General features: G+C 70.0%; 20 protein-coding genes and 1 pseudogene. 13 read left to right on the plus strand and 8 right to left on the minus strand.

Annotation, left to right across the window (positions count from 1 at the left end; all coding sequences use genetic code 11):
* Nucleotides 1-17: 17 nt before the first annotated feature.
* Nucleotides 18-1,103: an amidohydrolase family protein gene (locus IAG44_RS02075; RefSeq protein ID WP_187745417.1), complete on the minus strand. Its 1,086-nt coding sequence runs from the start codon at nt 1,101-1,103 to the stop codon at nt 18-20.
* Nucleotides 1,104-1,162: 59 nt separating this feature from the next.
* Here IAG44_RS02075 and IAG44_RS02080 point away from each other — a divergent pair, with 59 nt between their 5' ends.
* From IAG44_RS02080 to IAG44_RS02100, 5 genes are all read left to right on the plus strand, one after another.
* Complete coding sequence (locus tag IAG44_RS02080) at nt 1,163-2,341, plus strand: FAD-dependent monooxygenase (RefSeq protein ID WP_187745418.1); 1,179 nt, start codon at nt 1,163-1,165, stop codon at nt 2,339-2,341.
* On the plus strand, nt 2,338-2,568 hold the full coding sequence (locus IAG44_RS02085) for an aromatic-ring hydroxylase C-terminal domain-containing protein (RefSeq protein WP_187745419.1): 231 nt from the start codon (nt 2,338-2,340) through the stop codon (nt 2,566-2,568). Before IAG44_RS02080 ends, IAG44_RS02085 begins: the two co-directional genes overlap by 4 nt.
* A 29-nt stretch (nt 2,569-2,597) precedes the next feature.
* Nucleotides 2,598-3,485, plus strand: a complete 888-nt coding sequence (locus IAG44_RS02090) for a VOC family protein (RefSeq protein WP_187745420.1) — start codon at nt 2,598-2,600, stop codon at nt 3,483-3,485.
* A gap of 27 nt (nt 3,486-3,512) precedes the next feature.
* The gene (locus tag IAG44_RS02095; RefSeq protein WP_187745421.1) at nt 3,513-4,379 is read left to right on the plus strand and encodes an alpha/beta fold hydrolase; all 867 of its coding nucleotides are present in this window, start codon (nt 3,513-3,515) and stop codon (nt 4,377-4,379) included.
* A 180-nt stretch (nt 4,380-4,559) separates the two neighbouring features.
* Entirely contained in the window at nt 4,560-5,543 is a 984-nt protein-coding gene (locus IAG44_RS02100; RefSeq protein ID WP_187745422.1) for an aldo/keto reductase, read from the plus strand.
* Between the two features lie 101 nt (nt 5,544-5,644).
* Here IAG44_RS02100 and IAG44_RS02105 read toward each other — a convergent pair whose 3' ends face one another.
* A complete protein-coding gene (locus IAG44_RS02105; RefSeq protein WP_187745423.1) occupies nt 5,645-7,012 on the minus strand; it encodes an L-serine ammonia-lyase in 1,368 nt (455 codons plus the stop codon).
* Between the two features lie 199 nt (nt 7,013-7,211).
* Here IAG44_RS02105 and IAG44_RS02110 point away from each other — a divergent pair, with 199 nt between their 5' ends.
* Complete coding sequence (locus IAG44_RS02110; protein WP_187752456.1) at nt 7,212-7,958, plus strand: IclR family transcriptional regulator; 747 nt, start codon at nt 7,212-7,214, stop codon at nt 7,956-7,958.
* Nucleotides 7,959-7,987: 29 nt separating this feature from the next.
* Here the strand turns inward: IAG44_RS02110 and IAG44_RS02115 are convergent.
* Nucleotides 7,988-8,759: pseudogene (locus IAG44_RS02115) on the minus strand (molybdopterin dinucleotide binding domain-containing protein); the annotation flags it as partial.
* A gap of 52 nt (nt 8,760-8,811) precedes the next feature.
* Nucleotides 8,812-8,979: a hypothetical protein gene (locus tag IAG44_RS02120; RefSeq protein ID WP_187745424.1), complete on the minus strand. Its 168-nt coding sequence runs from the start codon at nt 8,977-8,979 to the stop codon at nt 8,812-8,814.
* A 99-nt stretch (nt 8,980-9,078) separates the two neighbouring features.
* On the opposite strand from IAG44_RS02120, the gene IAG44_RS02125 reads away from it, so the two are divergent.
* Nucleotides 9,079-9,714 carry a histidine phosphatase family protein gene (locus IAG44_RS02125; protein ID WP_187745425.1) on the plus strand — a complete coding sequence of 212 codons (636 nt, stop codon included), beginning with the start codon at nt 9,079-9,081 and terminating at the stop codon, nt 9,712-9,714.
* Nucleotides 9,715-9,783: 69 nt separating this feature from the next.
* On the opposite strand, the gene IAG44_RS02130 is transcribed toward IAG44_RS02125, so the two are convergent.
* Both IAG44_RS02130 and IAG44_RS02135 read right to left on the minus strand, forming a co-directional pair.
* Nucleotides 9,784-10,659, minus strand: coding sequence for a S1 family peptidase (locus tag IAG44_RS02130; protein WP_187745426.1), 876 nt, complete (start codon nt 10,657-10,659; stop codon nt 9,784-9,786).
* Nucleotides 10,660-10,991: 332 nt separating this feature from the next.
* Nucleotides 10,992-12,107 (minus strand): FAD-dependent monooxygenase, encoded by a 1,116-nt coding sequence (locus tag IAG44_RS02135; RefSeq protein WP_187745427.1) that lies wholly within the window; start codon nt 12,105-12,107, stop codon nt 10,992-10,994.
* A gap of 81 nt (nt 12,108-12,188) precedes the next feature.
* Here IAG44_RS02135 and IAG44_RS02140 point away from each other — a divergent pair, with 81 nt between their 5' ends.
* Nucleotides 12,189-12,746: a TetR/AcrR family transcriptional regulator gene (locus tag IAG44_RS02140; RefSeq protein WP_187745428.1), complete on the plus strand. Its 558-nt coding sequence runs from the start codon at nt 12,189-12,191 to the stop codon at nt 12,744-12,746.
* A gap of 25 nt (nt 12,747-12,771) precedes the next feature.
* Here the strand turns inward: IAG44_RS02140 and IAG44_RS02145 are convergent, their stop codons facing one another.
* Nucleotides 12,772-13,584 carry an MHYT domain-containing protein gene (locus tag IAG44_RS02145; RefSeq protein WP_187745429.1) on the minus strand — a complete coding sequence of 271 codons (813 nt, stop codon included), beginning with the start codon at nt 13,582-13,584 and terminating at the stop codon, nt 12,772-12,774.
* A 120-nt stretch (nt 13,585-13,704) separates the two neighbouring features.
* Entirely contained in the window at nt 13,705-14,694 is a 990-nt protein-coding gene (locus IAG44_RS02150; RefSeq protein ID WP_187745430.1) for a LacI family DNA-binding transcriptional regulator, read from the minus strand.
* A gap of 306 nt (nt 14,695-15,000) precedes the next feature.
* On the opposite strand from IAG44_RS02150, the gene IAG44_RS02155 reads away from it, so the two are divergent.
* The 5 genes from IAG44_RS02155 (at nt 15,001) to IAG44_RS02175 (ending at nt 22,554) form a co-directional block, all read left to right on the plus strand.
* On the plus strand, nt 15,001-15,927 hold the full coding sequence (locus IAG44_RS02155) for a carbohydrate ABC transporter permease (RefSeq protein WP_187745431.1): 927 nt from the start codon (nt 15,001-15,003) through the stop codon (nt 15,925-15,927).
* 6 nt (nt 15,928-15,933) lie between these two features.
* Nucleotides 15,934-16,857 (plus strand): carbohydrate ABC transporter permease, encoded by a 924-nt coding sequence (locus tag IAG44_RS02160; protein ID WP_187745432.1) that lies wholly within the window; start codon nt 15,934-15,936, stop codon nt 16,855-16,857.
* Nucleotides 16,858-16,937: 80 nt separating this feature from the next.
* A complete protein-coding gene (locus IAG44_RS02165) occupies nt 16,938-18,275 on the plus strand; it encodes an ABC transporter substrate-binding protein (RefSeq protein WP_187745433.1) in 1,338 nt (445 codons plus the stop codon).
* A gap of 85 nt (nt 18,276-18,360) precedes the next feature.
* Nucleotides 18,361-20,388, plus strand: coding sequence for a beta-galactosidase (locus tag IAG44_RS02170; protein WP_187745434.1), 2,028 nt, complete (start codon nt 18,361-18,363; stop codon nt 20,386-20,388).
* A 129-nt stretch (nt 20,389-20,517) separates the two neighbouring features.
* Nucleotides 20,518-22,554, plus strand: coding sequence for an RICIN domain-containing protein (locus IAG44_RS02175; RefSeq protein WP_187745435.1), 2,037 nt, complete (start codon nt 20,518-20,520; stop codon nt 22,552-22,554).
* The last annotated feature ends 52 nt before the right edge of the window (nt 22,555-22,606 follow it).

A 22,606-nucleotide genomic window follows, 5' to 3' on the forward strand; every position in this document is an offset into this window, starting at 1 on the left:
CACCCGCACGACCCCTCTCACGAGACCGCCTGCTCGGTCGGAGCCAGCCGGGCGGCGGCGCGCGGGAAGACCGCATGCGCGTGGCGTCCCACACCGGCCGCGACATCGGGGGCGAGCACGCCACCGGTCAGCAACGAGGTCATCGTCTGCCGCAGCACAGGCTCGCTCGCGCAGGGGGCGCCGAAGTCCGAGCCGTACACGATGTGGTCGGGGGAGGTGACGGCCAGGGCGGGGCCGAGCGCGTTCGGCGTGCCCGCCATCGCGGTGTCGTAGTAGAGACCGGCGAGGGCTTCGCGCACCGTCTCCGGGGTGACTCCTTCGTGGGGTACCCAGTCGGCGTCGGACAGCAGTGCTACCCGCCCGGCGAGCGCGGGCAGGGCGCCGCCCGCGTGCGCGAGGACGACGCGGACGTGGGGAGCGGTCCGCGTGACGCCGCGCCACACCATGTCCACCACGGTCCGCGCGGTGTCGAAGGTGACCTCGAAGAAGGGCCGCGGCAGGTCGAGAGCCGCTGCCCCGAACGGCGAGGGGTGTATGAAGACTCCGGCCCCGATCGCGTCGAGCGCCCGCCATACCGGGCGGAACCGTTCGGCGCCGAGGAAGTCGCCGTCGTAGGTGGCGCACAGCGCGAACCCATCGGCGTCCAGGTGCTCGTGCGCGTAGTCGATCTCGGCCAGTGCGGCGTCCACATCGGACAGCGGAAGGGCCGCGAGAAGACCGAAACGGGACGGATACCGCCGGACGACGGAGGCGCCGTGTTCGTTGGAGGCGCGGACGTCGGCGGGAGCGGTGACCGTGACATCGGACAGCAACTGCATGTCGATGCCCAGCCGGTCCGTGTGGTCCAGCGCGGACAGGGGGTCCCAGGCCGTCGGGGCGCCGGGAAGTGCGAAATGGGCGTGGACGTCGATCCAACCGATCCGGTGCGTGGAAGGGCCCTCTCCATAGTCGTTGAGGTGGCGGGGAGAGAGTAGGTCGCGGTCCGGCTCACGGCGGAACGGTTGTGCCGGTTCCCGGAACACGCGCAGGGCCGGCAGAAACGCTGTGCCGGTTCCCGGAACACTCGCTTCGTCGGTGCGGCCCCCCGCCCTAGCGTCTCCCATGCCACCAGCTCAGTCGGCGCCCTTGAATCGATCGGCGCGCCGCTCGACGAGGAGACGAGATGGCCACTGACGCCTTTCCCTCCCCTGCCCAAGCTCCGGAACGAGCCCCCGTACTGATCGTCCTCACCCGGCACCCGGGGCTCGCGCACACACCGCGCGCCCACATCACCGACCAGCGCACGCTGGAGTTCCTCCTGACGATGGAGGGCCCGGAGGTCGCCCGTACGACCGCCTGGGGTGCGGGTCTGAAGGACCAGACCCGGTACCGGCGGGCGAGCCGGCGCCTGCCGCTGAACCTCTTCCAGCACGAGCTGGAGCCGGTCCTGGCACAGGCCGCGCTCGCCACGGGCATGGTCGACCTGCCCCATGGCCACGAGTTCCTGGACCTCACACAGGACGACGGCGGCGTCGACGCCACGGTTGTCGAACGGCGGTCGGGACACGAGTACACCGTCCGCGCGGACTACCTGGTCGGCGCCGACGGAGCGAACAGCCGGGTGCTGAGCCGGATCGGCCTGTCGGTGCGCGGCGAAATGGACCTGGTCCCCCAGGTGTCCGCGTGGATCAAGGCGAACCTGACCCGCTACGTGGCCCACCGCCCCGGCGCGCTCTACTGGGCCGTCGACCCCGACTACGCGATGTGGACCGTGGTCAACGGCTTCGACGAATGGGTGGCCGGATGGTCGGTGCCGCGTGGCCACGTGCCGGACCACGACGAGGTCGTGGCCAAGATCCGGCACTCCGTCGGCGATCCGCGTCTCGCCGTCGAGATCAAGGCGGTGAGCACCTGGTCGATGAGCCACGCCGCGGCGGACCAGTACTCCGTGGGCCGGGTCTTCTGCATGGGCGACGCCGTCCACCGGCACCCGCCGGCGAACGCGCTGGGCAGCAACACCTCGATCGCCGACGGCTACGACCTCGCCTGGAAACCGCGTCTGGTGCTGACCGGAGTGGCCGACGCCTCGCTGCTCGACACGTGCTCCGCCGAACGCGCTCCGGCCGGGCGTCAGGTCGTCGACCGTGCGTTCACCTCCGTGGGCCAGTTCCAGAGCATCGGTGCCACCATCGGGCTCCGGCCGGAGACGACTCAGGCCGAGAAGTGGGCCACGGTACGCGCGCTCGACGACGCCACGGACGACCGCGGCACCGTCGACGACCTGGAATACCGGCCCTCCACGGCGCGGAGGCCGCGGACCGCGCGTCGGCGCTGTACGGCCTGCTCGTCGTCGCCCGTGTGATCGGGTCTGACCGCGCCTACCGGGATCCGCTCGGTGAATGGGCGAGCGTGCGCGGCATCGAGGACGACGGCTGCCCGCTCGTCCGCCCCGACGGACACATCGCGTGGCGCGCCCGCTCCGGCTCCGATCCGGACGCCCTTCTCGACGCCGTCGCCCGCACGCTCGGGATACCCGCCCCCAAGGGCGGCCGGGCCGCCGGAAAAACCTTCGCCACCGCACCTCACTGACCATCCCCGACACCCTGAGGAGAAAGCACATGAACGTCTTCACATCGCTGGGCTACGTCGTGGTCCGCGGTTCACTCGACGACTGGTCCCGCTTCGCCACCAAGACCATCGGCGCACAACCCGAGCCGTCCGCCGCGGGCGAACTGCGCCTGCGACTCGACGAGTACGCGTACCGCATCCTCATCGAGGACGGCGAGCCCGCGGGCCCCGCGTCCCTGGTGGCACTGGGCTTCACCGTCCCGGACGCGGCAGCGCTCGCCGACCTGGAAACCCACCTCGCATCCCGTGGCGTCCCGGTCCGCGAGGACGAGGACCTGCGAGCCCGCCGGGGCGTCGAGGGACTGCGGGTCTTCTCCGACCCCGAAGGCAACACGATCGAGGCCGTCCACGGCCTGCCGCTCGCCGGCACCCCGTTCACGTCCCCGCTGGGCGTCCGTTTCGTCACCGGTGATCTGGGGGTCGGGCACGCCTTCATGAACAGTTCGGGTGACGCGCGCGAGGCCGCCGAGTTCTACCAGCGTGAGCTGGGATTCAAGCTGAGCGACACGATCTCGATGGCCGAGCTCGGAGTGGACGGGGACGGCTACTTCCTGCACTGCAACCCCCGGCATCACTCCGTCGGCTTCGGCCGCGGCATCGGCCCCACCCCGGGCATCGATCACCTCATGCTCGAAGTCTCCGACCTCACCACCGTCGGCCGCGTCATGGACACGATCAACGATGATCCCGACCACATCATCGTCACGCTGGGCGAGCACACGAACGACCACATGACCTCGTTCTACGTGACCACGCCGTCGGGTTTCCAGATCGAGTACGGCTGCGACGGCCTGGTGGTCGACGACGACACCTGGCAGGTCGCCCACTACGAGGCGATCAGCACCTGGGGCCACAAGTACATCGCGGCCGACGCCTGAACCACCGCCCGGGACGAGAGGAAAGCCATGCCCACGACCGAGGCCCTGACCGAATCGGCGACCAGCAAGTACGTCCGGACGGCCAAGTGGAAGCTGCACTACAACGAGGCCGGTGACGGTCACCCACTGATCCTGCTGCACGGCGGGGGAGCCGGCGCCAGTGGCTGGAGCAACTTCTCGAGCAACATCGGCTTCTTCGCGCGCCACTACCGTGTGTTCGCCTTCGACATGCCCGGCTGGGGCAAGAGCGACACGGCCGTGCCGGGCGACCGCGACCACGTGGAGGCGCTGGAACTGGCACTGGACGCCCTCGAACTGGACCAGGTCGCCATCGTCGGCAACTCGCTGGGCGGAAGGACGGCGCTCCGGTTCGCGGCGCACCATCCCGAGCGCGTCAGCCACCTGATCCCGATGGGCGCCCCTGCCCCAGGGGTCAACGTGCTCGGCCCGCCCAACGACAAGACGGACGGAATCCTCCCCTTGGTACGCGCCTATTTCGACCCGTCGCCGGAGAACTTCCAGGCGATGGTCGCGGCGTTCGCGTACGACCCGGCGCTCGCCGAGGACGCCGACCTCGCCCGCCGGCGGTCGGAGGCCGCGCTCGCCCGCCCCGACCATCTGGAGAACATGAGGCTCTCGCTACCCAGCGGAGATCTCAATGGCCCGCCGCAGCTGTTCCAGGCCCTTCCGCCGTTGCTGGCCGAGCTCACCGTGCCCACGCTCATCGTGCAAGGGCGGAACGACCGCGCCGTCCACTTCGAGAACGCGCTGCGGCTGATGGCGATGATTCCGTCCTCCCGGCTGTACCTCATCAACAACTGCGGCCACTGGGCGCAGATGGAACACCCCGAGGAGTTCAACCGCGTCGTGCACGAGTTCATCTCCGCGCACTGACCCCCTCGGAACGGGCGGTCCGCACGAGCGTGCGCGCCGCCCGTTCCTGCTGGAACGCGCCCGGCTCCACAACCGAGCCTGCCATCCCCGTCACGCCGAGCCGTACGTCGTCGGCCACGTCAACGGCCCGCACCCCGACCGGACCTGAACCCGTACCTCCGTACCGAAGGTAGACCCTCCGTGAAAACAAGGACCATCGGACAACTCCGAGTCTCCGCCGTCGGACTGGGAACCATGGGCTTCAGCCATGGTTTCGGCCCGGCAACGAGCGAACCTGAGGCCGTCGGCGTGATCCGCAAGGCGTTCGACCTGGGCTGCACCTTCTTCGACACCGCGGAGGTCTATGCCGACGGTGCCAACGAACGCCTCGTCGGCCGCGCGCTGGCGCCCATCCGCGACCAGGTCGTCCTCGCGACCAAGTTCTACCTGGACGGCTCTCATACCCGCCCTGAGCTGGGCCGGCTGATCCGCGCCCACCTGGAGGCGTCCCTGTCCCGGCTCGGCGCCGACCATGTCGAGCTGTACTACCAGCACCGGGTGCCCGACTCGATCCCCGTGGAGGACGTCGCGGCCGTCATGGGCGAACTGATCGCCGAGGGCAAGATCCTCGGCTGGGGCCAGTCCCAGGCCACCGAGGAACAGATCCGCCGCGCCCACGCCGTCACGCCGCTGACGGCCGTGCAGAGCGAGTACTCGATCATGGAGCGGATGTGGGAGCGGGACGTCATCCCCGCCTGCGAGGAACTCGGCATCGGTTTCGTCCCCTTCAGCCCCCTCGCCTACGGCTTCCTCGCCGGCAAGGTCTCGGCCGACGACACCTACACCGGGGACGACGCCCGCAGGGTCATCACCCGCTTCCACAAGGACAACGTTCGCGCCAACCAGCCCCTCGTGGACCTCCTCACCGGCTTCGCGGACCAGAAGGGATCCACTCCGGCACAGATCTCGCTGGCCTGGATGCTGCACAAGAAGGACTTCATCGTGCCCATCCCCGGTTCCCGCAAGCTCCACCGCGTCCAGGAGAACTTGGACGCCGCCGAACTCGACCTCACCGACGAAGAGTTCGCCCGGATCGAGAACGAGCTGGCGAAGATCGAGATCCACGGCAACCGGACCGACGAGGACGTCATGAGCCTCAAAAAGCTCCTTGAGACCGATCAATGAGCGACAGGCACATCGACTCACTCGGGGGGACGTGTAAGCGCTGCGATGAAGGCGACGAAGGCAGCGCCGGGTAGTGGACGTGCTGGTCAGGGCCATTTTCCTCAGCACTCGATGACGTTGACGGCGAGGCCGCCGCGCGCCGTCTCCTTGTACTTGACCTTCATGTCGGCGCCGGTCTCCTTCATCGTCTTGATGACCTTGTCGAGCGACACGTGGTGGCGGCCGTCCCCGCGCAGCGCCATCCGTGCGGCGGTGACGGCCTTGACGGCGGCCATGCCGTTGCGTTCGATGCAGGGGATCTGGACGAGCCCGCCGACGGGGTCGCAGGTGAGGCCGAGGTTGTGTTCCATGCCGATCTCGGCGGCGTTCTCGACCTGCTCGGGGGAGCCGCCGAGGACTTCGGCGAGGGCGCCGGCGGCCATGGAGCAGGCGGAGCCGACCTCGCCCTGGCAGCCGACCTCGGCGCCGGAGATGGACGCGTTCTCCTTGAACAGCATCCCGATGGCGCCGGCGGCGAGCAGGAAGCGGACGACGCCGTCCTCGTCGGCGCCGGGCACGAAGTTGATGTAGTAGTGCAGGACGGCCGGGATGATGCCGGCGGCGCCGTTCGTGGGGGCCGTGACCACGCGCCCGCCCGCCGCGTTCTCCTCGTTCACCGCCATCGCGTACAGCGTGATCCACTCCATCGAGCGGGCCAACGGATCGCCCTCGGCACGGAGTTGACGGGCCGTCATGGCGGCGCGGCGCCGCACGCGCAGTCCGCCCGGCAGGATGCCCTCGACGGACATGCCCCGCGCGACGCACGCCTGCATGACCCGCCAGATGCCGAGCAGCCCGGCGCGGACCTCGGGCTCGCCGCGCCAGGACAGCTCGTTCTCCAGCATCAGCGAGGACACGGACAGTCCCGTCTCCCTGGTCAGCCGCAGCAGTTCGTCGCCCGTGCTGAAGGGGTACTTGAGGACGGTGTCGTCGAGTTTGACGCGGTCGGCGCCCGCGGCCTCCTCGTCGACGACGAAACCGCCGCCCACCGAGTAGTACGTCCGGCACAGCACCTCGGCGCCCCCGGCGCCGTACGCCCACAGGGTCATGCCGTTGGCGTGGTACGGAAGTGCCTTGCGGCGGTGGAGGATCAGGTCGTCGTCGAAGGAGAACGGGATCGCGCGCTCGCCCGACAGGCGCAGGGAACCGGTGGACTTGATGTTCTCGACGCGCTGGTCGGCCGTCTCGACGTCGACCGTGTGCGGTTCGTCGCCCTCAAGTCCGAGGAGGACGGCCTTCGGAGTGCCGTGCCCGTGTCCGGTCGCGCCGAGGGAGCCGTACAACTCGGCGCGGACGGCGGTGACTTCGCCGAGCAGGTCGGCGTCGCGCAGGCGGTGGACGAACATGCGGGAGGCGCGCATCGGGCCGACGGTGTGGGAGCTGGAGGGGCCGATGCCGACGGAGAACAGGTCGAAGACGCTGATGGCCACGGTTACCGTCTCCCGACCTTGTTCCCTGTAACGCAACAACATGCGTGATGTGCAACATGGTTTCGCCACCTCGGCGCCTTGTCAAGAAGTGCGGGCTTCCTGCGGGCCTTCTCGCGGACCGGGCGGCGCGACTTTCCCAGTCCGCCCCTATAGTTGCGCTATGGGCAACCACTCAGCGGACAACGCAACAACGGGCGGGGTGCAGTCGGTCGACCGTGCCGTCACCGTCCTGGAAACCCTCGCCCAGCGCGGGGACGCGGGCGTCAGCGAGATCGCCGTCGTGCTCGACGTCCACAAGTCCACCGCGTTCCGGCTGCTCGGGGCGCTGGAGTCGCGCGGGCTCGTCGAGCAGACCGCCGACCGGGGCAAGTACCGGCTCGGTTTCGGGCTCGTGCGCCTCGCGGGCGCCGTCACCAGCCGCCTCGACATCACCCAGCAGGGCAGACCGGTGTGCGAACGGCTCGCCGAGGAGTTCGGCGAGACCGTCAACATCGCCGTCCTCCAGGAGCACTACGCCGTCAACCTCTGCCAGGTGCGCGGCCCCGGCGCCGTCGGCGCGCACAACTGGGTCGGCCGGCTCACCCCGCCGTACGCGACCTCCAGCGGCAAGGTCCTGCTGGCCCACCTGAGCCGCCGGGAGCGGGCCGCCGTCCTCGAATCGGCCCGGCTGAAACCGCTCACCGCGCACACGCTGACCAGCGTCGCGGGGCTGGAGCGCGACCTCGACCAGGTGCGCGGGCGCGGGTACGCCGTGACGCTGGAGGAGCTTGAGGTCGGGCTGCACGCCATGGCGGCGCCGGTCCGTTCGCACAGCGGCGAGGTCATCGCGGCGCTCAGCGCGTCCGGCCCGGCCTACCGCTTCACCGAGGCGCGCATCCATGAGCTCGCGCCGGTGCTGGTGGAGGGGGCGGCGGAGATCAGCAGCCGTATGGGGCACGCCGGTTGAGGCACGCCGGCCGGGTCACGTCCGCCGTGTCACCCGGCCGGCTCCAGCCGCACCACGATGCTCTTGGACGTCGGCGTGTTGGACGTGTCGGCCGTCGAGTCGAGCGGGACGAGGACGTTCGTCTCCGGGAAGTAGGCCGCGCAGCAGCCCCGCCCACTCGCTGACCAGGTTCACCGAGTCCCCGTCGGACAGGCCGCGTTCGGCCAGGTCGTCGGGGTGCACGAAGATCACGCGGCGGCCCTGGCTGATGCCCCGGGTAGCGGTCGTCGAGGCCGTAGATCGTGGTGTTGTACCGGTCGTGGCTGCGCAGGGTCTGGAGCAGCAGCCGGCCTCGCGGAACCCTGGGCGCCTCAAGGCGGTTGACGGTGGAGTTGGCCTTGCCGGTCGCCGTGGGGAAGCGGCGTTCGTCGCGGGGCGCGTGCGGCAGGGTGAAGCCGCCGGGGCGCCGTACGCGGGCGTTGAAGTCCTCGAAGTCCGGGACGACCCGGGCGATGCCGTCGCGGACCGCGTCGTAGTCCGCCTCGAACTCCGCCCAGGGCACGACGTCCTCGTCGCCGAACAGCGCGCCGCCGAGGCGGCAGACCAGGGACGGTTCGGACAGCAGGTGCGCGGACGCGGGCGGCAGGTACGGCCGAGGAGAGGGAGGGTCAGCGCCTCGCGTCCGCAGACGGCGTGCGAGCGGTTGAGCTTGGTGGACACTTGGACGGTCAACCGGCAGCCCCGCAGGGCCTGTTCGGTCACGTCGGCGCCGGGGGCGGCCGAGGCGAAGAACTCCCTTGTCGCCCGGCGGACGGTGGCCTCCTCCGCCACCGCCTTCGCCCCGTTCTCGCGGAACTCCGCCGGACTGCGGTGCTCACCCTCCGGCCACGCGCACCCCGGGCAGTCGAACCCCGTTCTGGTTCACCTTCAGCAGCGTCAACGCGGTACGCCGCACGCCCATCTGCTCCTGCCCCATCCTCAGCACATGCGTCACCGCCGGAATCCCGGCATCCCACTGCTTGGGCTCACCGACCTTGAGCACTCAAGTCGCGCATTACGACTCTCATCGCACTGAATGCAACGTCAATGCGAAACGGGCGCTACCCCTTGTCAAGAACGCGCGATCGGTCCAAGGTCAGCCATGCGCACCCTGCACGTGATCACCCACCCCGAAGCCACCCACCACGTCGCCCGCACCGTCGGCGGCTGGCACGACTCCGCCCTCACCCCCGACGGCCTGCGCGACGCACGCCACATCGCGCGGGCGCTGAGGCGAGCGATCCCTGAGGACACGGACGTCGAACTGTTCACGTCGGACCTGCTGAGGACGAGGCAGACGACCACCCCCATCGCCGAAGTACTCGGCGTGCAGCCGGAGTTGAACAGCAGGCTCAGGGAGAAGTCGTACGGCGAGGCGGAGGGGCGACCAAAGGCTTGGCTCGCCGAGAGATTCGCAGTCCCGCCCGCCGAAGGCGAACGCCTGTGGCACGACGAGGGGGTCAAGGGGGCGGAGATGAAGGGGGATTGGGCGCGCAGGGTGTACGCCGCGATGGCGGAGATCACGCAACGCCCGTGCGCACAGCAGGTCGTGGTGACCCACGGCGGCACCCTGACGTTCGTGGTGGCGGCCTGGATCGGCATGCCGGTCGAGAGCGTGGGCAGAGTCAGCTTCCCCGTTCCGGCGGGAAGCATCACGACCCTCACGGAGGACGACTACTTCCACAACCGTCAGGTCACTTCCCTGGGCGACACCCGGCACCTGCTCCGGCGGAACTGAACGCCCCGGGTGCAAGCACGCACCCGGGGCGTTCAGTTGACGAGACGTCAGAAAACACTCACGCAGGCGTCAGAACACGCTCACGCCATACGCGTTGAGCGCTTCCGTAACCGGCTGGAAGAACGTCACCCCGCCGGTGGTGCAGTTGCCGCTCCCGCCGGAGGTGAGCCCGAGGGCGGTGGTGCCGGCGAAGAGGGAGCCGCCGCTGTCGCCGCGTTCGGCGCAGACGTTGGTCTGGATGAGCCCGCTGACGCTGCCCTCGGCGTAGTTGACGGTGGCGTTGAGGCCGGTGACGGAGCCGCTGCGCAGCCCGGTCGTGGAGCCGCTGCGCTGGACGGACTGCCCGACGGTCGCGTTGCCCGCGGAGGTGATGTCGCGGTAGCTGCCGTTGTAGAGGTAGACGCGCCCGTCGGCGGCCGACGCGTTCGCGTGGCGGACGATGCCGTAGTCGTTGCCGGGGAAGCTGGACCCGGTACGGGTGCCGAGGACGGTGGACTGCCCGGAGTTGGTGTACCAGGTGCTGCCGATGGCGGTGCAGTGCCCGGCGGTCAGCGCGTAGTACGTGTTGCCGCTGCGGACGTTGAACCCGAGCGAGCAGCGCCCGCCGGAGTAGATCGCGTCGCCGCCGGCGATGAGCTTGCTGAACGTGCCCGGCGTGCGCTTGATCTCCAGCCCGCCCGCGCGGGAGCCGGCGGCGTCCTTGATCTCGGCGATCTCGGCGTCGGAGACGCTGGCGTCGGCGGTGACGACGACCTTGCCGGTGGCGGGGTCGGTGTACCAGGCGGTGCCGACGACGTCGGCGGCCGAGACCGCCTCGCTGACCTGGGCGAGCTGGGCACCGCTCAGTTTCGCGGGGGCCGTGTCGGCGACGGCCGCCGGCACGGTCAGCGCGGACGCGGCGACCAGCGCCGAGGCCACCGCGGCGATGCGGGCTCTCTTCGACAACCTGACTCTCACTGCGACCTCCGAAGTGGGGTTTCGGGCCCGTTGGGGTGGCGGGCCCGCGGGGTGCACGGTCATACGCCGGACCCTGCTTTGGTCATGGGCGCGTCAAGATTTGACATAGGAATCCTCAACTCCGCCCAGGAGACGGAACAAGGTCGAATTCCGGACGGCCCCACGCCGACGCGCCCCGCACCCCGCTCCCCCAGCACCCGCACGCCGAAGTGCGCCGACCCCCGCACCCCGAGCCGTCGCTTACCTCCCCTCACGCCCCCTACGTCACACACTCCCCATTGGCCGATTCGCGCCCTGGTCCCAACCCCTCCGCCATGGCATCAGCCCGTCGGCGGCGTCCACTCCGCGTGCCGCAGGATCGCCCGCACGGTCACCCCGGACGGCGCCAGCCGCATCGCCGCGTCACGCAACGCCACCGCCACGGGGCTCCTCAGCCCCTGCCCCATCCGCCCCGCCCGGCGCGCCGCCCGCGCCACCGCCTGGGCGCGGGGCCGCCGTTCGGCGTCGTAGCGGGCCAACGCCGGGGCGAGCGTGGGCTCGACGGTGAGCGCCGCGACGAGCGTGGCCGCGTCCTCCAGCGCCTGGCACGCGCCCTGCCCGAGATGCGGGGTCATCGCGTGCGCCGCGTCACCCAGCAGCGCCACCCGCCCCTTGACGAACGCCGGGAGGGGCGTGGCGAGTTCATGGATGTCGTGGTGGAGCACGGCGTCCGCGTCGGTCGCCTCCAGCAGCTCCGGCACCGGTCCGTGCCAGTGCCCGAACCGGCGGCGCACCTCCGCGAGCGGGTCCGGGTACCGCACGCCCGCCGGCGCGGTGTGGACGGCGTGCCACTCGGCCCGTCCGTCCCGGAACGCGATGTGCCCGAACTCGGCGCCGGGGCCCCAGGTCAGCTCGAAGTCGGTGTCGAGGCGCAGGGGTTGCCGGGTGATGCCCCGCAGCACCGTCGAACCGCCGTACACGGCGCCGGGGTGACCGGGGAACAGCTCCCGGCGCAGGCGGCTGTGCACCCCGTCGGCCGCGACGACCAACTCGGCGTCCACCTCCCCCGCCGACGACACCTCCGCAGACACCAGGCGCCCGGCGGGCAGCGCGGCCCGCAGCAACCCGTGCAGTTCGGCGCGCGGGATGCCCATCACGGGTGTGCCCAGGGCGCGTTCGAGCGCCGCGCCGTCCATGCGGGCGAGCCGGCGCCCGGACGGGGTGCGGGTGCCCCCGGTGTACTGCGGACGCGACGCCGCCCGCACGCCCTGCCCGACGGCCGGCGCGAGGGCGTCGAGGGCCCGCAGTCCGTTGGCGTGCAGGGAGATCCCGGCGCCCGCGTCGGCCAGGACGGGCGCGCGTTCGAGGACCGTCACCTCCCAGCCGCGCCCGCACAGCCCGACCGCCGTCGCCAGCCCGCCGATCCCGCCTCCGACGACCACCGCCGTACGTCCCACATCCAACCCCCTTCTACAGATGTAGAAGGACCGTACCGCAGCCTTCTACACCTGTAGAACCCGGGGATGCGAAAATGCGGCGTGTCCACCGACCGCCGCACCCTCCTCGCCGACGCCGCCATCGCCGTACTCGCCGACAGCGGCGTACGCGGCCTCACCCACCGCGCCGTGGACCGCGAGGCCGGCCTGCCGCCCGGCACCACCTCGGCCTACTTCCGCACCCGGCAGTCCCTGCTCACGGCGCTGGTCAGCCGTCTGGTCGCCCTGGACCAGGCGGAACTGCGCGCCGTCGGCGACACGCTCCCCGCCTTGCGCGACGCCGAGGAGATGATCGCCGGCCTCCTCGCCCTCACCACCCGCCGCCTCACCGGCGAGGGCCGGCGCCGCTCCCTCGCCCGCTACGCCTGCGCCATCGAGAGCGTCCACCACCCCGAACTGCGCGACATCCTCCGCCCCCGCGAGAACCCCGCCCGCCAGGCGGCGCGAGACTTCCTCGCCGCCCAGGGCGTCACGGACCCGGAGGACCGCACGATCACCTTGCTGACCTGCGTCGACGGCCTCGTCTTCGACCGCCTCGTCAGCGGCGGGGACGTATACGAGGACGAGGTCCGCGGCCTGGTCGAAGCGGCACTCCGCTGACCACCCGGCGCCGATCGCCGACCGCTCACCGCCAGTCGAACGCCCCCGCGCTCCCCACCGACTCCCGCGAAACCGACGTCCGCTCCTCGTCCCACTCCGTCCGCCCCATCACGACCTCGGGATCGAACATCACGATCACCCCGGCGATCAGCAGCAGCACCAGCGGCCCGGCGAGCATCACGAGCATGAAGGACAGCAGATCGGCCGACGACTGCCCGCCCACGGCCCCGTGGCCGACATGCACGCTGACGGCCGACATCCCGGTGTAGTGCATGACGGACACGGCGGCCCCCATGACGAGACTCGCCCCCATCGTCGCCCACACGGCGCTGATGGAGACGGCCGCCCAGAGCGCGGCGGTCGCGGCGACGACGGCGATGGCGACGGACAGCGCCACGATCCCGGTGTCATAGCGCAGCTCCCCGTTGAGCCGCAGCGCCCCCATGCCCATGTAGTGCATCACGGCGACACCGAACCCGGTCACGGTGCCCGCGAGGGCGAGATTGACGGCACCGGAACCCCGGTAGCCGACGAGGAAGACACCGACGGCGACGACGGCGATCGCGACGAGGAGGCTGAGGATCGTGAGCGCGGCGTCGTAGCGCATGAGGGCACCGTTGACGGTGAAGCCGATCATGGCGATGAAGTGCATGGTCCAGATCCCGCACCCGAGCGAGACCGCCCCGAGGGCGAGCCAGCCCCAGCGACGCTCACCGCCGGTGCGGCGCAGCGAGCGGGTGGTGCACCGCAGCGCCAGGACCGAGCCGACGCACGCCATGACATAGGCGGCGACGGGGGTCACGAGGCCGTAGTGGAACTCCGACAGGGTGGCGGTCACGGTGCCGACGCCTCTCTCCATGGGTCTGAAACAAGCCACTTGACCAGTTCTTCACCATTCAACCACGCCGTGCACACATGATCATCACATCATCGCCTCATATGCCCCCCATACCGACTTTCACCGCCCCGGCGGCGGAGCCGTACTCTCCCGCACCACGAGCCGCGTCGGTACCAGCGTCGTCCCGTGCGCAGGCCCGTCATGCCGCATCTTCCGCAGCACCGCCCGCACGCACAGCCGCCCCACCTCGGCGAAGTCCTGATGCAGCGTGGTCAGCGGAGGCAGGAACGAGGACGCCTCCGGGATGTCGTCGAACCCGATGACGCTGACGTCCTCCGGCACCCGCCGCCCGCGTTCGTGCAGCGCCCGCAGCAGCCCCAGCGCCATCTGGTCGTTGGCCGCGAAGACGGCCGTGCAGTCGTCGCGCTCGGCGAGTTCGAGCCCCGCCCGGTACCCGGACTCGGCGGACCAGTCCCCGCTGACCAGCGGCGGCACCGGCCGCCCCGCCTTGGTGAGCGTGTCCCGCCAGGCGTCGGTCCGGCGCTGCGCGGCGTAGGAGTCCTCGGGCCCGGCGAGGTGCCATACGGTTTCATGTCCGAGCCCGAGCAGATGCTGGACGGCGGTCCTGGTCCCCCCGGCCTGGTCGGTGTCGACGACGGTGTACCGCTCCCCGGCATCGGAGTCGGCGACCACGACCTGGACGTACGGCGGCAGGTTGATCGTCGCCGCGTCGAGGAGGTGCACCTCCATGATGACGATCACCGCGTCGACGGCGAGTTCCTCGAGCCGGGTGAAGGCGCCGCGCACCTCGTCCTGGGTCGGGACGGCCACCGGGAGCAGGGTCACCGCGTACCCTTCGGCGGCGGCCGAGTTGGCGATCGCCTCCAGGGTGCGGACGTTCCCGGTCGAGGCGAGGGAGAAGGTGATGACGCCGAGCGTGCGGAACTCGCCACGCTTCAGGGCGCGCGCGGCACTGTTCGGCCGGTAGCCCAACTCGCGCATGGCGTCGAGGACTTGCCGGCGCGTCTCCTCGGTGACGCCCGCGTAGCCGTTGGAGACGCGGGAGACAGTCTGGGAGGACACCCCGGCGACGCGGGCGACGTCGGCCATCGACACGCTGGTACGCCTGCTGCCCCTAGTCCCGGCAGGCGCGGAACCCTGTGCCGGGATGCTGTGTGTCGTGTCCATTTTCAACCCCCGACCTCTTCTCTCACCACGTCGACCACGATCTCCCCCGAAGACCCTTGACCTGCGTCATCCGAGGAGTGTAGACATGCCGCCATCAGATGTTTACGTAAACATAACAGCTCAGGTCTCTTTTTTTGCTGGCTGATGTTTACGTAAACATCGAGGCGGCGCAGCACAGGGAACCGTGAGGCGTCGCGGGTTCCATGAGTGGACGAGCGAGGATCGATCATGAAGACGCTGCAACCGCCGGCCGCCGCCGAGCCGCGGCCGGCACCGCCACCGGCGAAGAAGGACCGCCGTTCCTGGACCGGCTGGGGGTTCATCGGTCCGTTCGTGGCCGTGTTCGCTCTCGTCTTCCTGGCACCGATCGCGTACTCGATCTACCTGAGTCTCTTCCGTGACCAGCTCATCGGCGGGAACCACTTCGTCGGCCTCGACAACTACACCCAGGCGCTCCAGGACTCCCAGTTCTGGGACTCCCTGGCCCGGGTCGGGCTCTTCCTGCTGATCCAGGTGCCGATCATGCTCGGCATCGCCCTGCTGGTCGCCCTCGCGCTGGACAGCGGCCGGCTGTACGGCAAGAGCTTCTTCCGGATCACGATCTTCCTGCCGTACGCGGTCCCCGCGGTGGTCGCCACCCTGATGTGGGGCTTCATGTACGGCACGAAGTACGGCCTGGTCCGGGACATCAACGACGCGTTCGGCGTAACGCTGCCGAACCTCCTCTCCCCCGACTGGGTGCTGGCCTCCATCGGCAACATCGTGACCTGGGAGTTCGTCGGCTACAACATGCTGATCTTCTACTCGGCGCTGCGGGTCATCCCGACCTCGCTGTACGAGGCGGCGGAGATCGACGGCGCGAGCCAGTGGCGGATCGTCCGCTCGATCAAGCTGCCCGCGATCCGGGGCTCGATCGTCATCGCGACGATCTTCTCGATCATCGGCAGCTTCCAGCTCTTCAACGAGCCGAGCATCCTGCGTCCGCTCGCGCCGAACGCGCTGACGACGGACTACACGCCGAACTTCTACACGTACTCGCTGTCGTTCAACGGCCAGCAGCACAACTACTCCGCGACGGTCGCGATCATCATGGGTCTCATCACCATGGTCGTCGCCTACGTCGTCCAGCTGCGCGGCATGCGCAAGGGAGCGTGACAAGCGATGACCACCTCTGTCACCACCCCCGCCCCCGCGAAGAGCGCGCCGAAGCTGCGCACCCCGCGCAAGGCGTACGTGCCCGGCAAGCCGCGCCGCAGCAAGCTGCTGACCGGCCTGATGGCCCTGATGGTGCTCTACACCGTCGTCCCGCTGATCTGGCTGATCATCAGCGCCACCAAGACCCAGGACGGGCTGGCCGACTCCAACGGCCTGTGGTTCGCGAAGCACTTCGCGCTGTGGAGCAACATCAGCGACACGTTCACCTACCACGACGGCATCTTCGGCCGCTGGCTGCTGAACACCCTGCTGTACGTGGTGCTCGGCGCGGGCGGGGCGACACTGCTCGCGGTGCTCGGCGGGTACGCGCTGGCGAAGTTCGACTTCCCCGGCAAGAAGGGCATCTTCGCCGTCGTGATCGGCGCGGTCGCGGTGCCGGGGACGGCGCTCGCGGTCCCGACGTTCCTCATGTTCAGCAAGATGGGCCTGACCGACACGCCCTGGGCGGTGATCATCCCGTCGCTGGTGTCGCCGTTCGGCCTCTACCTGATGTGGGTGTTCGCGGCCGAGGCGATCCCGACGGAGCTGCTGGAAGCGGCCCGCATGGACGGGGCCGGGGAGGTGCGGACCTTCTTCCAGGTCGCGCTGCCGCTGCTGGCGCCGGGCATCGTGACGGTGCTGCTGTTCACGACGGTCGCCACGTGGAACAACTACTTCCTGCCCCTGATCATGCTGAAGGACCCGGACTGGTACCCGCTCACGCTGGGGCTCAGTTCCTGGAGCGCGCAGGCGCAGACGATCGGCGGTGACGTGATCTTCAACCTGGTGATCACCGGTTCGCTGCTGACGATCCTGCCGCTGATCGCCGTGTTCCTCCTCCTCCAGAAGTACTGGCAGTCCGGCCTCTCGGCCGGAAGCGTCAAGGAATAACCCCCCTAAGACCCCACGCAACACGCACCACGCACCACCCCCACCCTCACCTGTCCCACCCACGAAGAAGTGGAAGCACCATGCGCAGAACAACGAGCCGTGTCCTTCGCGGCGTCGCCCTCGTCTCCGTCCTGGCCGTCGGCGCCACCGCCTGCGGCAGCTCGGACGGCGACTCGGAGCAGAAGGCCGTCTCCGCCGGGGACCTCCAGGCGGCCCTGGACAAGGGCGGCGACATCACGGTCTGGGCCTGGGAGCCCACGCTGAAGACCGTGGCCGCCGACTTCCAGAAGAAGTACCCGAAGGTCAAGGTCAACCTGGTCGGCGAGCGCTCCGGCGACAAGCACTACACGGCGCTGTCGAACGCGATCTCGGCCGGCAAGGGCGTCCCGGACGTCGCCCAGGTCGAGTACTTCGCCGTCGGCCAGTACTCGCTCACCAAGGGCCTCACCGACCTGTCGAAGTTCGGCGCCGACAAGCTCGCGTCGAAGTACACGCCGGGCCCGTGGAACGCCGTCAGCGACGACTCCAAGGTCTGGGGTCTGCCGATGGACTCGGGCCCGATGGCCCTGTTCTACAACAAGCAGGTCTTCGACAAGTACAAGATCGCCGTCCCGACCACGTGGGACGAGTACCTGGACGCGGCCCGCAAGCTGCACAAGGCCGACCCGAAGGCGTACATCGCCAACGACACGGGCGACGCGGGCTTCACCACGTCGATGCTGTGGCAGGCCGGCTCGCGCCCGTACAAGGTCGACGGCACCAAGGTCGGCATCAACTTCGACGACGCGGGCGCGAAGAAGTTCGAGACGGTCTGGCAGACGCTGATCAACGAGAAGCTGCTCGCCCCGGTCACCGGCTGGACCGACGACTGGTACAAGGGCCTCGGCGACGGCACCATCGCGACCCTCGCGACGGGCGCCTGGATGCCCGCGAACTTCGTCACCGGTGTCCCCGGCGCGAAGGGCCAGTGGCGTGCCGCGGCCATGCCGGCGTGGACCAAGGGTGACAAGGCGAGCGCGGAGAACGGCGGCAGCTCGCTGACCGTTCCGTCGCTGGCGAAGAACAAGGAGCTGGCGTACGCGTTCGTCGAGTACGCGAACTCCGGCGCCGGTGTCGCCACCCGTGTCTCCGAGGGCGCCTTCCCCGCCACCAAGGCGGAGCTGGAGTCCCCGGCGTTCCAGGCGAAGAAGTTCGACTACTTCGGCGGCCAGGAGGCCAACAAGATCTTCGCCGAGTCCGCGGCGAACGTGGCGAGCGACTGGAAGTACCTTCCGTTCCAGCCGTACGCCAACTCGATCTTCAACGACACCGTCGGCAAGGCGTACGTCTCCTCGACGACGCTGGCGCAGGGCCTGAAGGCGTGGCAGGACGCCTCGGTGAAGTACGGCAACGAGCAGGGCTTCACGATCGAGAAGTAGCTCACGCCGAGCAGTACCCGAACGACCGGGCGGCGCGGCCCTGTTGCCGCGCCGCCCCCGTGCACCACCCTTGGGAAGGACCGCCATGATCTCCACCCTCCACACCCGCGCCGTCCGCGGGGCGGACGGTGACCTCGCCCCCCGCTTCGGCTACGGCGCCGACTACAACCCCGAGCAGTGGCCCCGGGAGGTGTGGGAGGAGGACATCCGCCTGATGCGGGAGGCGGGCGTCAACGTCGTCTCCGTGGCGATCTTCTCCTGGGCGCGCCTGCAGCCCGGCCCCGACAGCTGGGACTTCGGCTGGCTGGACGAGGTCATGGACCTGCTGCACGCGGGCGGCATAGGCGTCGACCTCGCCACCGCGACGGCGTCCCCGCCGCCGTGGCTGACGACGGCCCACCCGGAGATCCTGCCGGTCACGCAGACCGGCGAGACCCTGTGGCCGGGCGCCCGCCAGCACTGGCGGCCCACCTCCCCCGTCTTCCGCGAGCACGCCCTGCGCCTGGTGCGCGCGATGGCCGACCGCTACAAGGACCACCCGGCGCTGGTCGCCTGGCACGTCTCCAACGAGCTGGGCTGCCACAACGTCTACGACTACTCGGACGACGCCGCGCGCGCCTTCCGGGACTGGCTGCGCGCCCGCTACGGCACGCTGGACGCCCTCAACCACGCGTGGGGCACGGCGTTCTGGTCGCAGCGCTACACCGACTGGGAGCAGATCCTGCCGCCGCGTCTGGCGGCCTCGCACCCGAACCCGACGCAGCAGCTCGACTTCAAGCGGTTCTCCTCCGACGTCCTGAAGGACTACCTGCGCGCCGAGCGCGACATCCTGAAGGAGATCACCCCGGACGTCCCCGTCACCACGAACTTCATGGTGATGGGCGAGACGAAGGGCATGGACTACGCGGACTGGGCGGCGGAGATCGACTTCGTCTCCAACGACCACTACGTGCACCCCGGCCCGCAGTCGCGCGACGAGCTGTCGTTCTCCGCGAACCTGACGAGCGGCATCGCGGGCGGCAAGCCGTGGTTCCTGATGGAGCACTCCACGAGCGCCGTGAACTGGCAGCCCGTGAACGTCGCCAAGCGCCCCGGCGAGCTGGCGCGCGACGCGCTGCTGCACGTGGCGCACGGCGCGGACGCCGTCTGCTACTTCCAGTGGCGGCAGTCGGCGGCGGGCGCCGAGAAGTACCACTCGGCGATGGTCCCGCACGCGGGTGCGGACAGCGAGGTCTTCCGGGCGGTCGCCGCGCTCGGCGCGACCCTCAAGGCCCTGGCCCCGGTGGCCGGTTCGGACCGTGAGTCCGCGCGCGTCGGCATCGTCTTCGACTGGGACTCGTGGTGGGCGAGCGAGCAGGACTCGCACCCCACCGAGCTCCTGAAGTACCGCCAGGAGGGCCTGGACTGGTACTCGGCGCTCCTCGCGCTCGGCGTGCGCGCCGACCTGATCACCAAGCGCGCCGACTTCTCCCGCTACGACGTGCTGATCACCCCGGTCCTGCACGTCATGCCGGCCGAGCTGGCGAAGGAGCTGACCCGGTACGCCGAGCAGGGCGGCCACCTGATCGCCACGTACTTCTCGGCGGTCGTCGACGAGAACGACCACATCTGGCTGGGCGGTTACCCCGGCGCGCTGCGCGATCTGCTCGGCATCCGCGTCGAGGAGTTCGGCCCGCTGCTCGCGGGCGAGTCGGTCGCGCTGGACGACGGCACGACCGGCACCCTGTGGACCGACCGCATCACCCTGGCCGACGACTCCACCGAGGTCCTGGCCCGCTACGAGTCCGGCAACCAGTCCGGGCGCCCAGCGGTCACCCGCCGTGCGGCGGGCGGGGGTTCGGCGGCGTACGTGTCGACGCGGCTCGGCGTGCAGGGGCTGACGGCGCTGCTGCCGAAGCTGCTCGCGCCCGCCGGCGTGGAGAGCGAACTGCCCGAGCAGGCGCGCGGGCGCGTGGAGCTGACCGTGCGCAAGGGTGCCACGGAGAAGTTCCTGTTCCTCGTGAACCGCACGGACGACACGGTCGACGTGAGCGGGTTCGCCGGTGAGGTGCTGTACGGCGACCTGGTGCTCGGTCCGCGTGAAGTGACCGTCGTCCGCCGCCCGTTGGCCTGACCCCCCGATATCCCCCCACATCCTCGACTCCCCGGGCGGCGTGTGTCCGTCCGCCCGGGGTCACCCCCTCCTGCCCGTCCGGCGGGAGGGCCACCGCAGCGTTTCCACCTATGAAGCTGGGAGCACACGATGGCACGACTCACCCGCGGCAGACGGTCGCTCGCGACCGCGTCGATGACGGCGCTGGCGACCGGAGCGGCACTGCTCACGATCCCGGCGCCGCTCGCGCAGGCCGACACGGTCACCCCGACCGTCACCGTCCAGCCGGATCCGTCGTACAAGCACGACTCGTTCGAGGGCTGGGGCACCAGCCTGGTGTGGTTCGCGAACGCGACCGGCGACTACCCGAAGGAGATCCGCGAGAAGCTCGCGAAGCTCCTGTTCGGCGACGACGGTCTCGCGCTGAACATCGCGCGTTACAACATCGGCGGCGGCAACGCCCCCGATGTGAAGGACTACTTGAGGGCCGGCGGCGCGGTCGAGGGCTGGTGGAAGGCCCCGGCGGGCACCACCCGTACCGACACCGACTGGTGGAGCGCGGACGACCCGGCCGACTGGAACGACAAGGCCGACCAGACGCAGCGCTGGTGGGTCGACCGGATCAAGAAGGACATCACCCACTGGGAGGCGTTCTCCAACTCGCCGCCGTGGTTCATGACGGTCAGCGGCTACGTGTCGGGCGGTTTCAACGCCAACGACGAGCAGCTGAAGGAGAGTTCGGTCAACGACTTCGCCGCCTACCTCGCGGGGGCGACGAAGCGACTGGAGAAGTCCTCCGGGATCAAGGTCGACACGGTCGACCCGTTCAACGAGCCCAACACCGGCTACTGGGGCACGCGTCTGGACGCGAACGGCCAGCCGGTGGGCGGCCGTCAGGAGGGCGCGCACATCGGGCCCGCCATGCAGGAGAAGGTCCTCGCGGCGCTCGCCCCCGCGCTGAAGAAGGCCAAGGTCGGCGCCGAGATATCGGCGATGGACGAGACCAACCCCGGTCTGTTCGCGACGAACTGGAACTCCTACTCGCAGGCGTCCAAGGACCTCGTCGGGCAGCTGAACGTCCACACCTACGGCACCGGGCAGCGCACGACGGCGCGTGACCTCGCCAAGGCGGCCGACAAGCCGCTGTGGATGAGCGAGGTCGAGGGCGACTGGGGCGACGGGCAGAGCTTCACGGACATGCGTCCGGGTCTCGGTCTGGCCCAGCAGATCGTCAACGACCTGCGCGAACTGGAGCCCAAGGCGTGGGTGTTCTGGCAGCCGGTCGAGGACTACGACAACATGAAGCCGGGCGGCGAGTCCGCCAAGGGCGGCAACTGGGGTTCGATCCAGCTGCCGTTCAGCTGCACCTCGAAGGACACGCTGAAGTCGTGCCCGATCTACACGAACACCAAGTTCGACACGGCGCGCAACTTCACGCACTTCATCAAGCCCGGTGACAGCCTGATCAAGGTGGACGACACGTCCAGCGCCGCCGCGGTGACCAAGGACGGCAAGGGCGCCTCGCTCGTCCACGTCAACTCGACGACCGCGCCGCGTACCGTCGTCATCGACCTGTCGCGCTTCGGCAAGATCGACCGCCGGGCGACGGTCACGCCGACCGTCACCGACGCGGCGGGCAAGCTGGTCAAGCAGGCCGCGGTGAAGGTCGTCGACGGCAAGGCGTCGTTCACGGTGCCCGCGCAGTCGGTGACGTCGTTCGCCGTCAAGGGCGTCTCCGGGGTCGCGAAGGACGCGAGCCTGTTCAGCAAGGGCAAGGCGTACACGCTGACCGGCGTGCAGTCCAACAAGGCGGTGACGGTCGCCGCGAACGGCACCGGACTGACCATCAACTCGGCGAGCGGGGCGGTCGCCCAGCAGTGGCGTCTTGAGCAGGTGTACGGCACGACGGGCAACCGTCTGCGGTACGTCTTCGCCAACCCGGCCGAGGGCAAGCGCCTGGCCGTCCGGAACAACGTGCCGGTGATCGAGCCCGACACCGGCAGGCGTGACCCGGCGACCGAGTGGATCCTGTCCACCACGGGCGACGGCACGTGGACCCTGGTCAACGCCGAGACGGGCCGTCTTCTGGAGGTCGGCGGGCAGTCGACCGAGGAGGGTGCCGCCGTCACCACCTGGCTCGCCAACTCCGGTGCCAACCAGCGCTGGCGCATCGCCCGCGTGAGCTGACCCGGACACGGTGAAGGGGCCCCTGGGATTCGTCGTCCCGGGGCCCCTTTCC

It is taken from the genome of Streptomyces roseirectus, from assembly GCF_014489635.1.
GTDB lineage: Bacteria > Actinomycetota > Actinomycetes > Streptomycetales > Streptomycetaceae > Streptomyces > Streptomyces roseirectus.

What these genes read in the sequence shown, in the direction of transcription:
- IAG44_RS02075 (WP_187745417.1), bottom strand. Translation starts at nt 1,103, where the DNA reads ATGGGAGACGCTAGGGCGGGGGGCCGCACCGACGAAGCGAGTGTTCCG.
- IAG44_RS02080 (WP_187745418.1), top strand. Translation starts at nt 1,163, where the DNA reads ATGGCCACTGACGCCTTTCCCTCCCCTGCCCAAGCTCCGGAACGAGCC.
- IAG44_RS02090 (WP_187745420.1), top strand. Translation starts at nt 2,598, where the DNA reads ATGAACGTCTTCACATCGCTGGGCTACGTCGTGGTCCGCGGTTCACTC.
- IAG44_RS02095 (WP_187745421.1), top strand. Translation starts at nt 3,513, where the DNA reads ATGCCCACGACCGAGGCCCTGACCGAATCGGCGACCAGCAAGTACGTC.
- IAG44_RS02125 (WP_187745425.1), top strand. Translation starts at nt 9,079, where the DNA reads ATGCGCACCCTGCACGTGATCACCCACCCCGAAGCCACCCACCACGTC.
- IAG44_RS02150 (WP_187745430.1), bottom strand. Translation starts at nt 14,694, where the DNA reads ATGGCCGACGTCGCCCGCGTCGCCGGGGTGTCCTCCCAGACTGTCTCC.
- IAG44_RS02155 (WP_187745431.1), top strand. Translation starts at nt 15,001, where the DNA reads ATGAAGACGCTGCAACCGCCGGCCGCCGCCGAGCCGCGGCCGGCACCG.
- IAG44_RS02160 (WP_187745432.1), top strand. Translation starts at nt 15,934, where the DNA reads ATGACCACCTCTGTCACCACCCCCGCCCCCGCGAAGAGCGCGCCGAAG.
- IAG44_RS02165 (WP_187745433.1), top strand. Translation starts at nt 16,938, where the DNA reads ATGCGCAGAACAACGAGCCGTGTCCTTCGCGGCGTCGCCCTCGTCTCC.
- IAG44_RS02170 (WP_187745434.1), top strand. Translation starts at nt 18,361, where the DNA reads ATGATCTCCACCCTCCACACCCGCGCCGTCCGCGGGGCGGACGGTGAC.
- IAG44_RS02175 (WP_187745435.1), top strand. Translation starts at nt 20,518, where the DNA reads ATGGCACGACTCACCCGCGGCAGACGGTCGCTCGCGACCGCGTCGATG.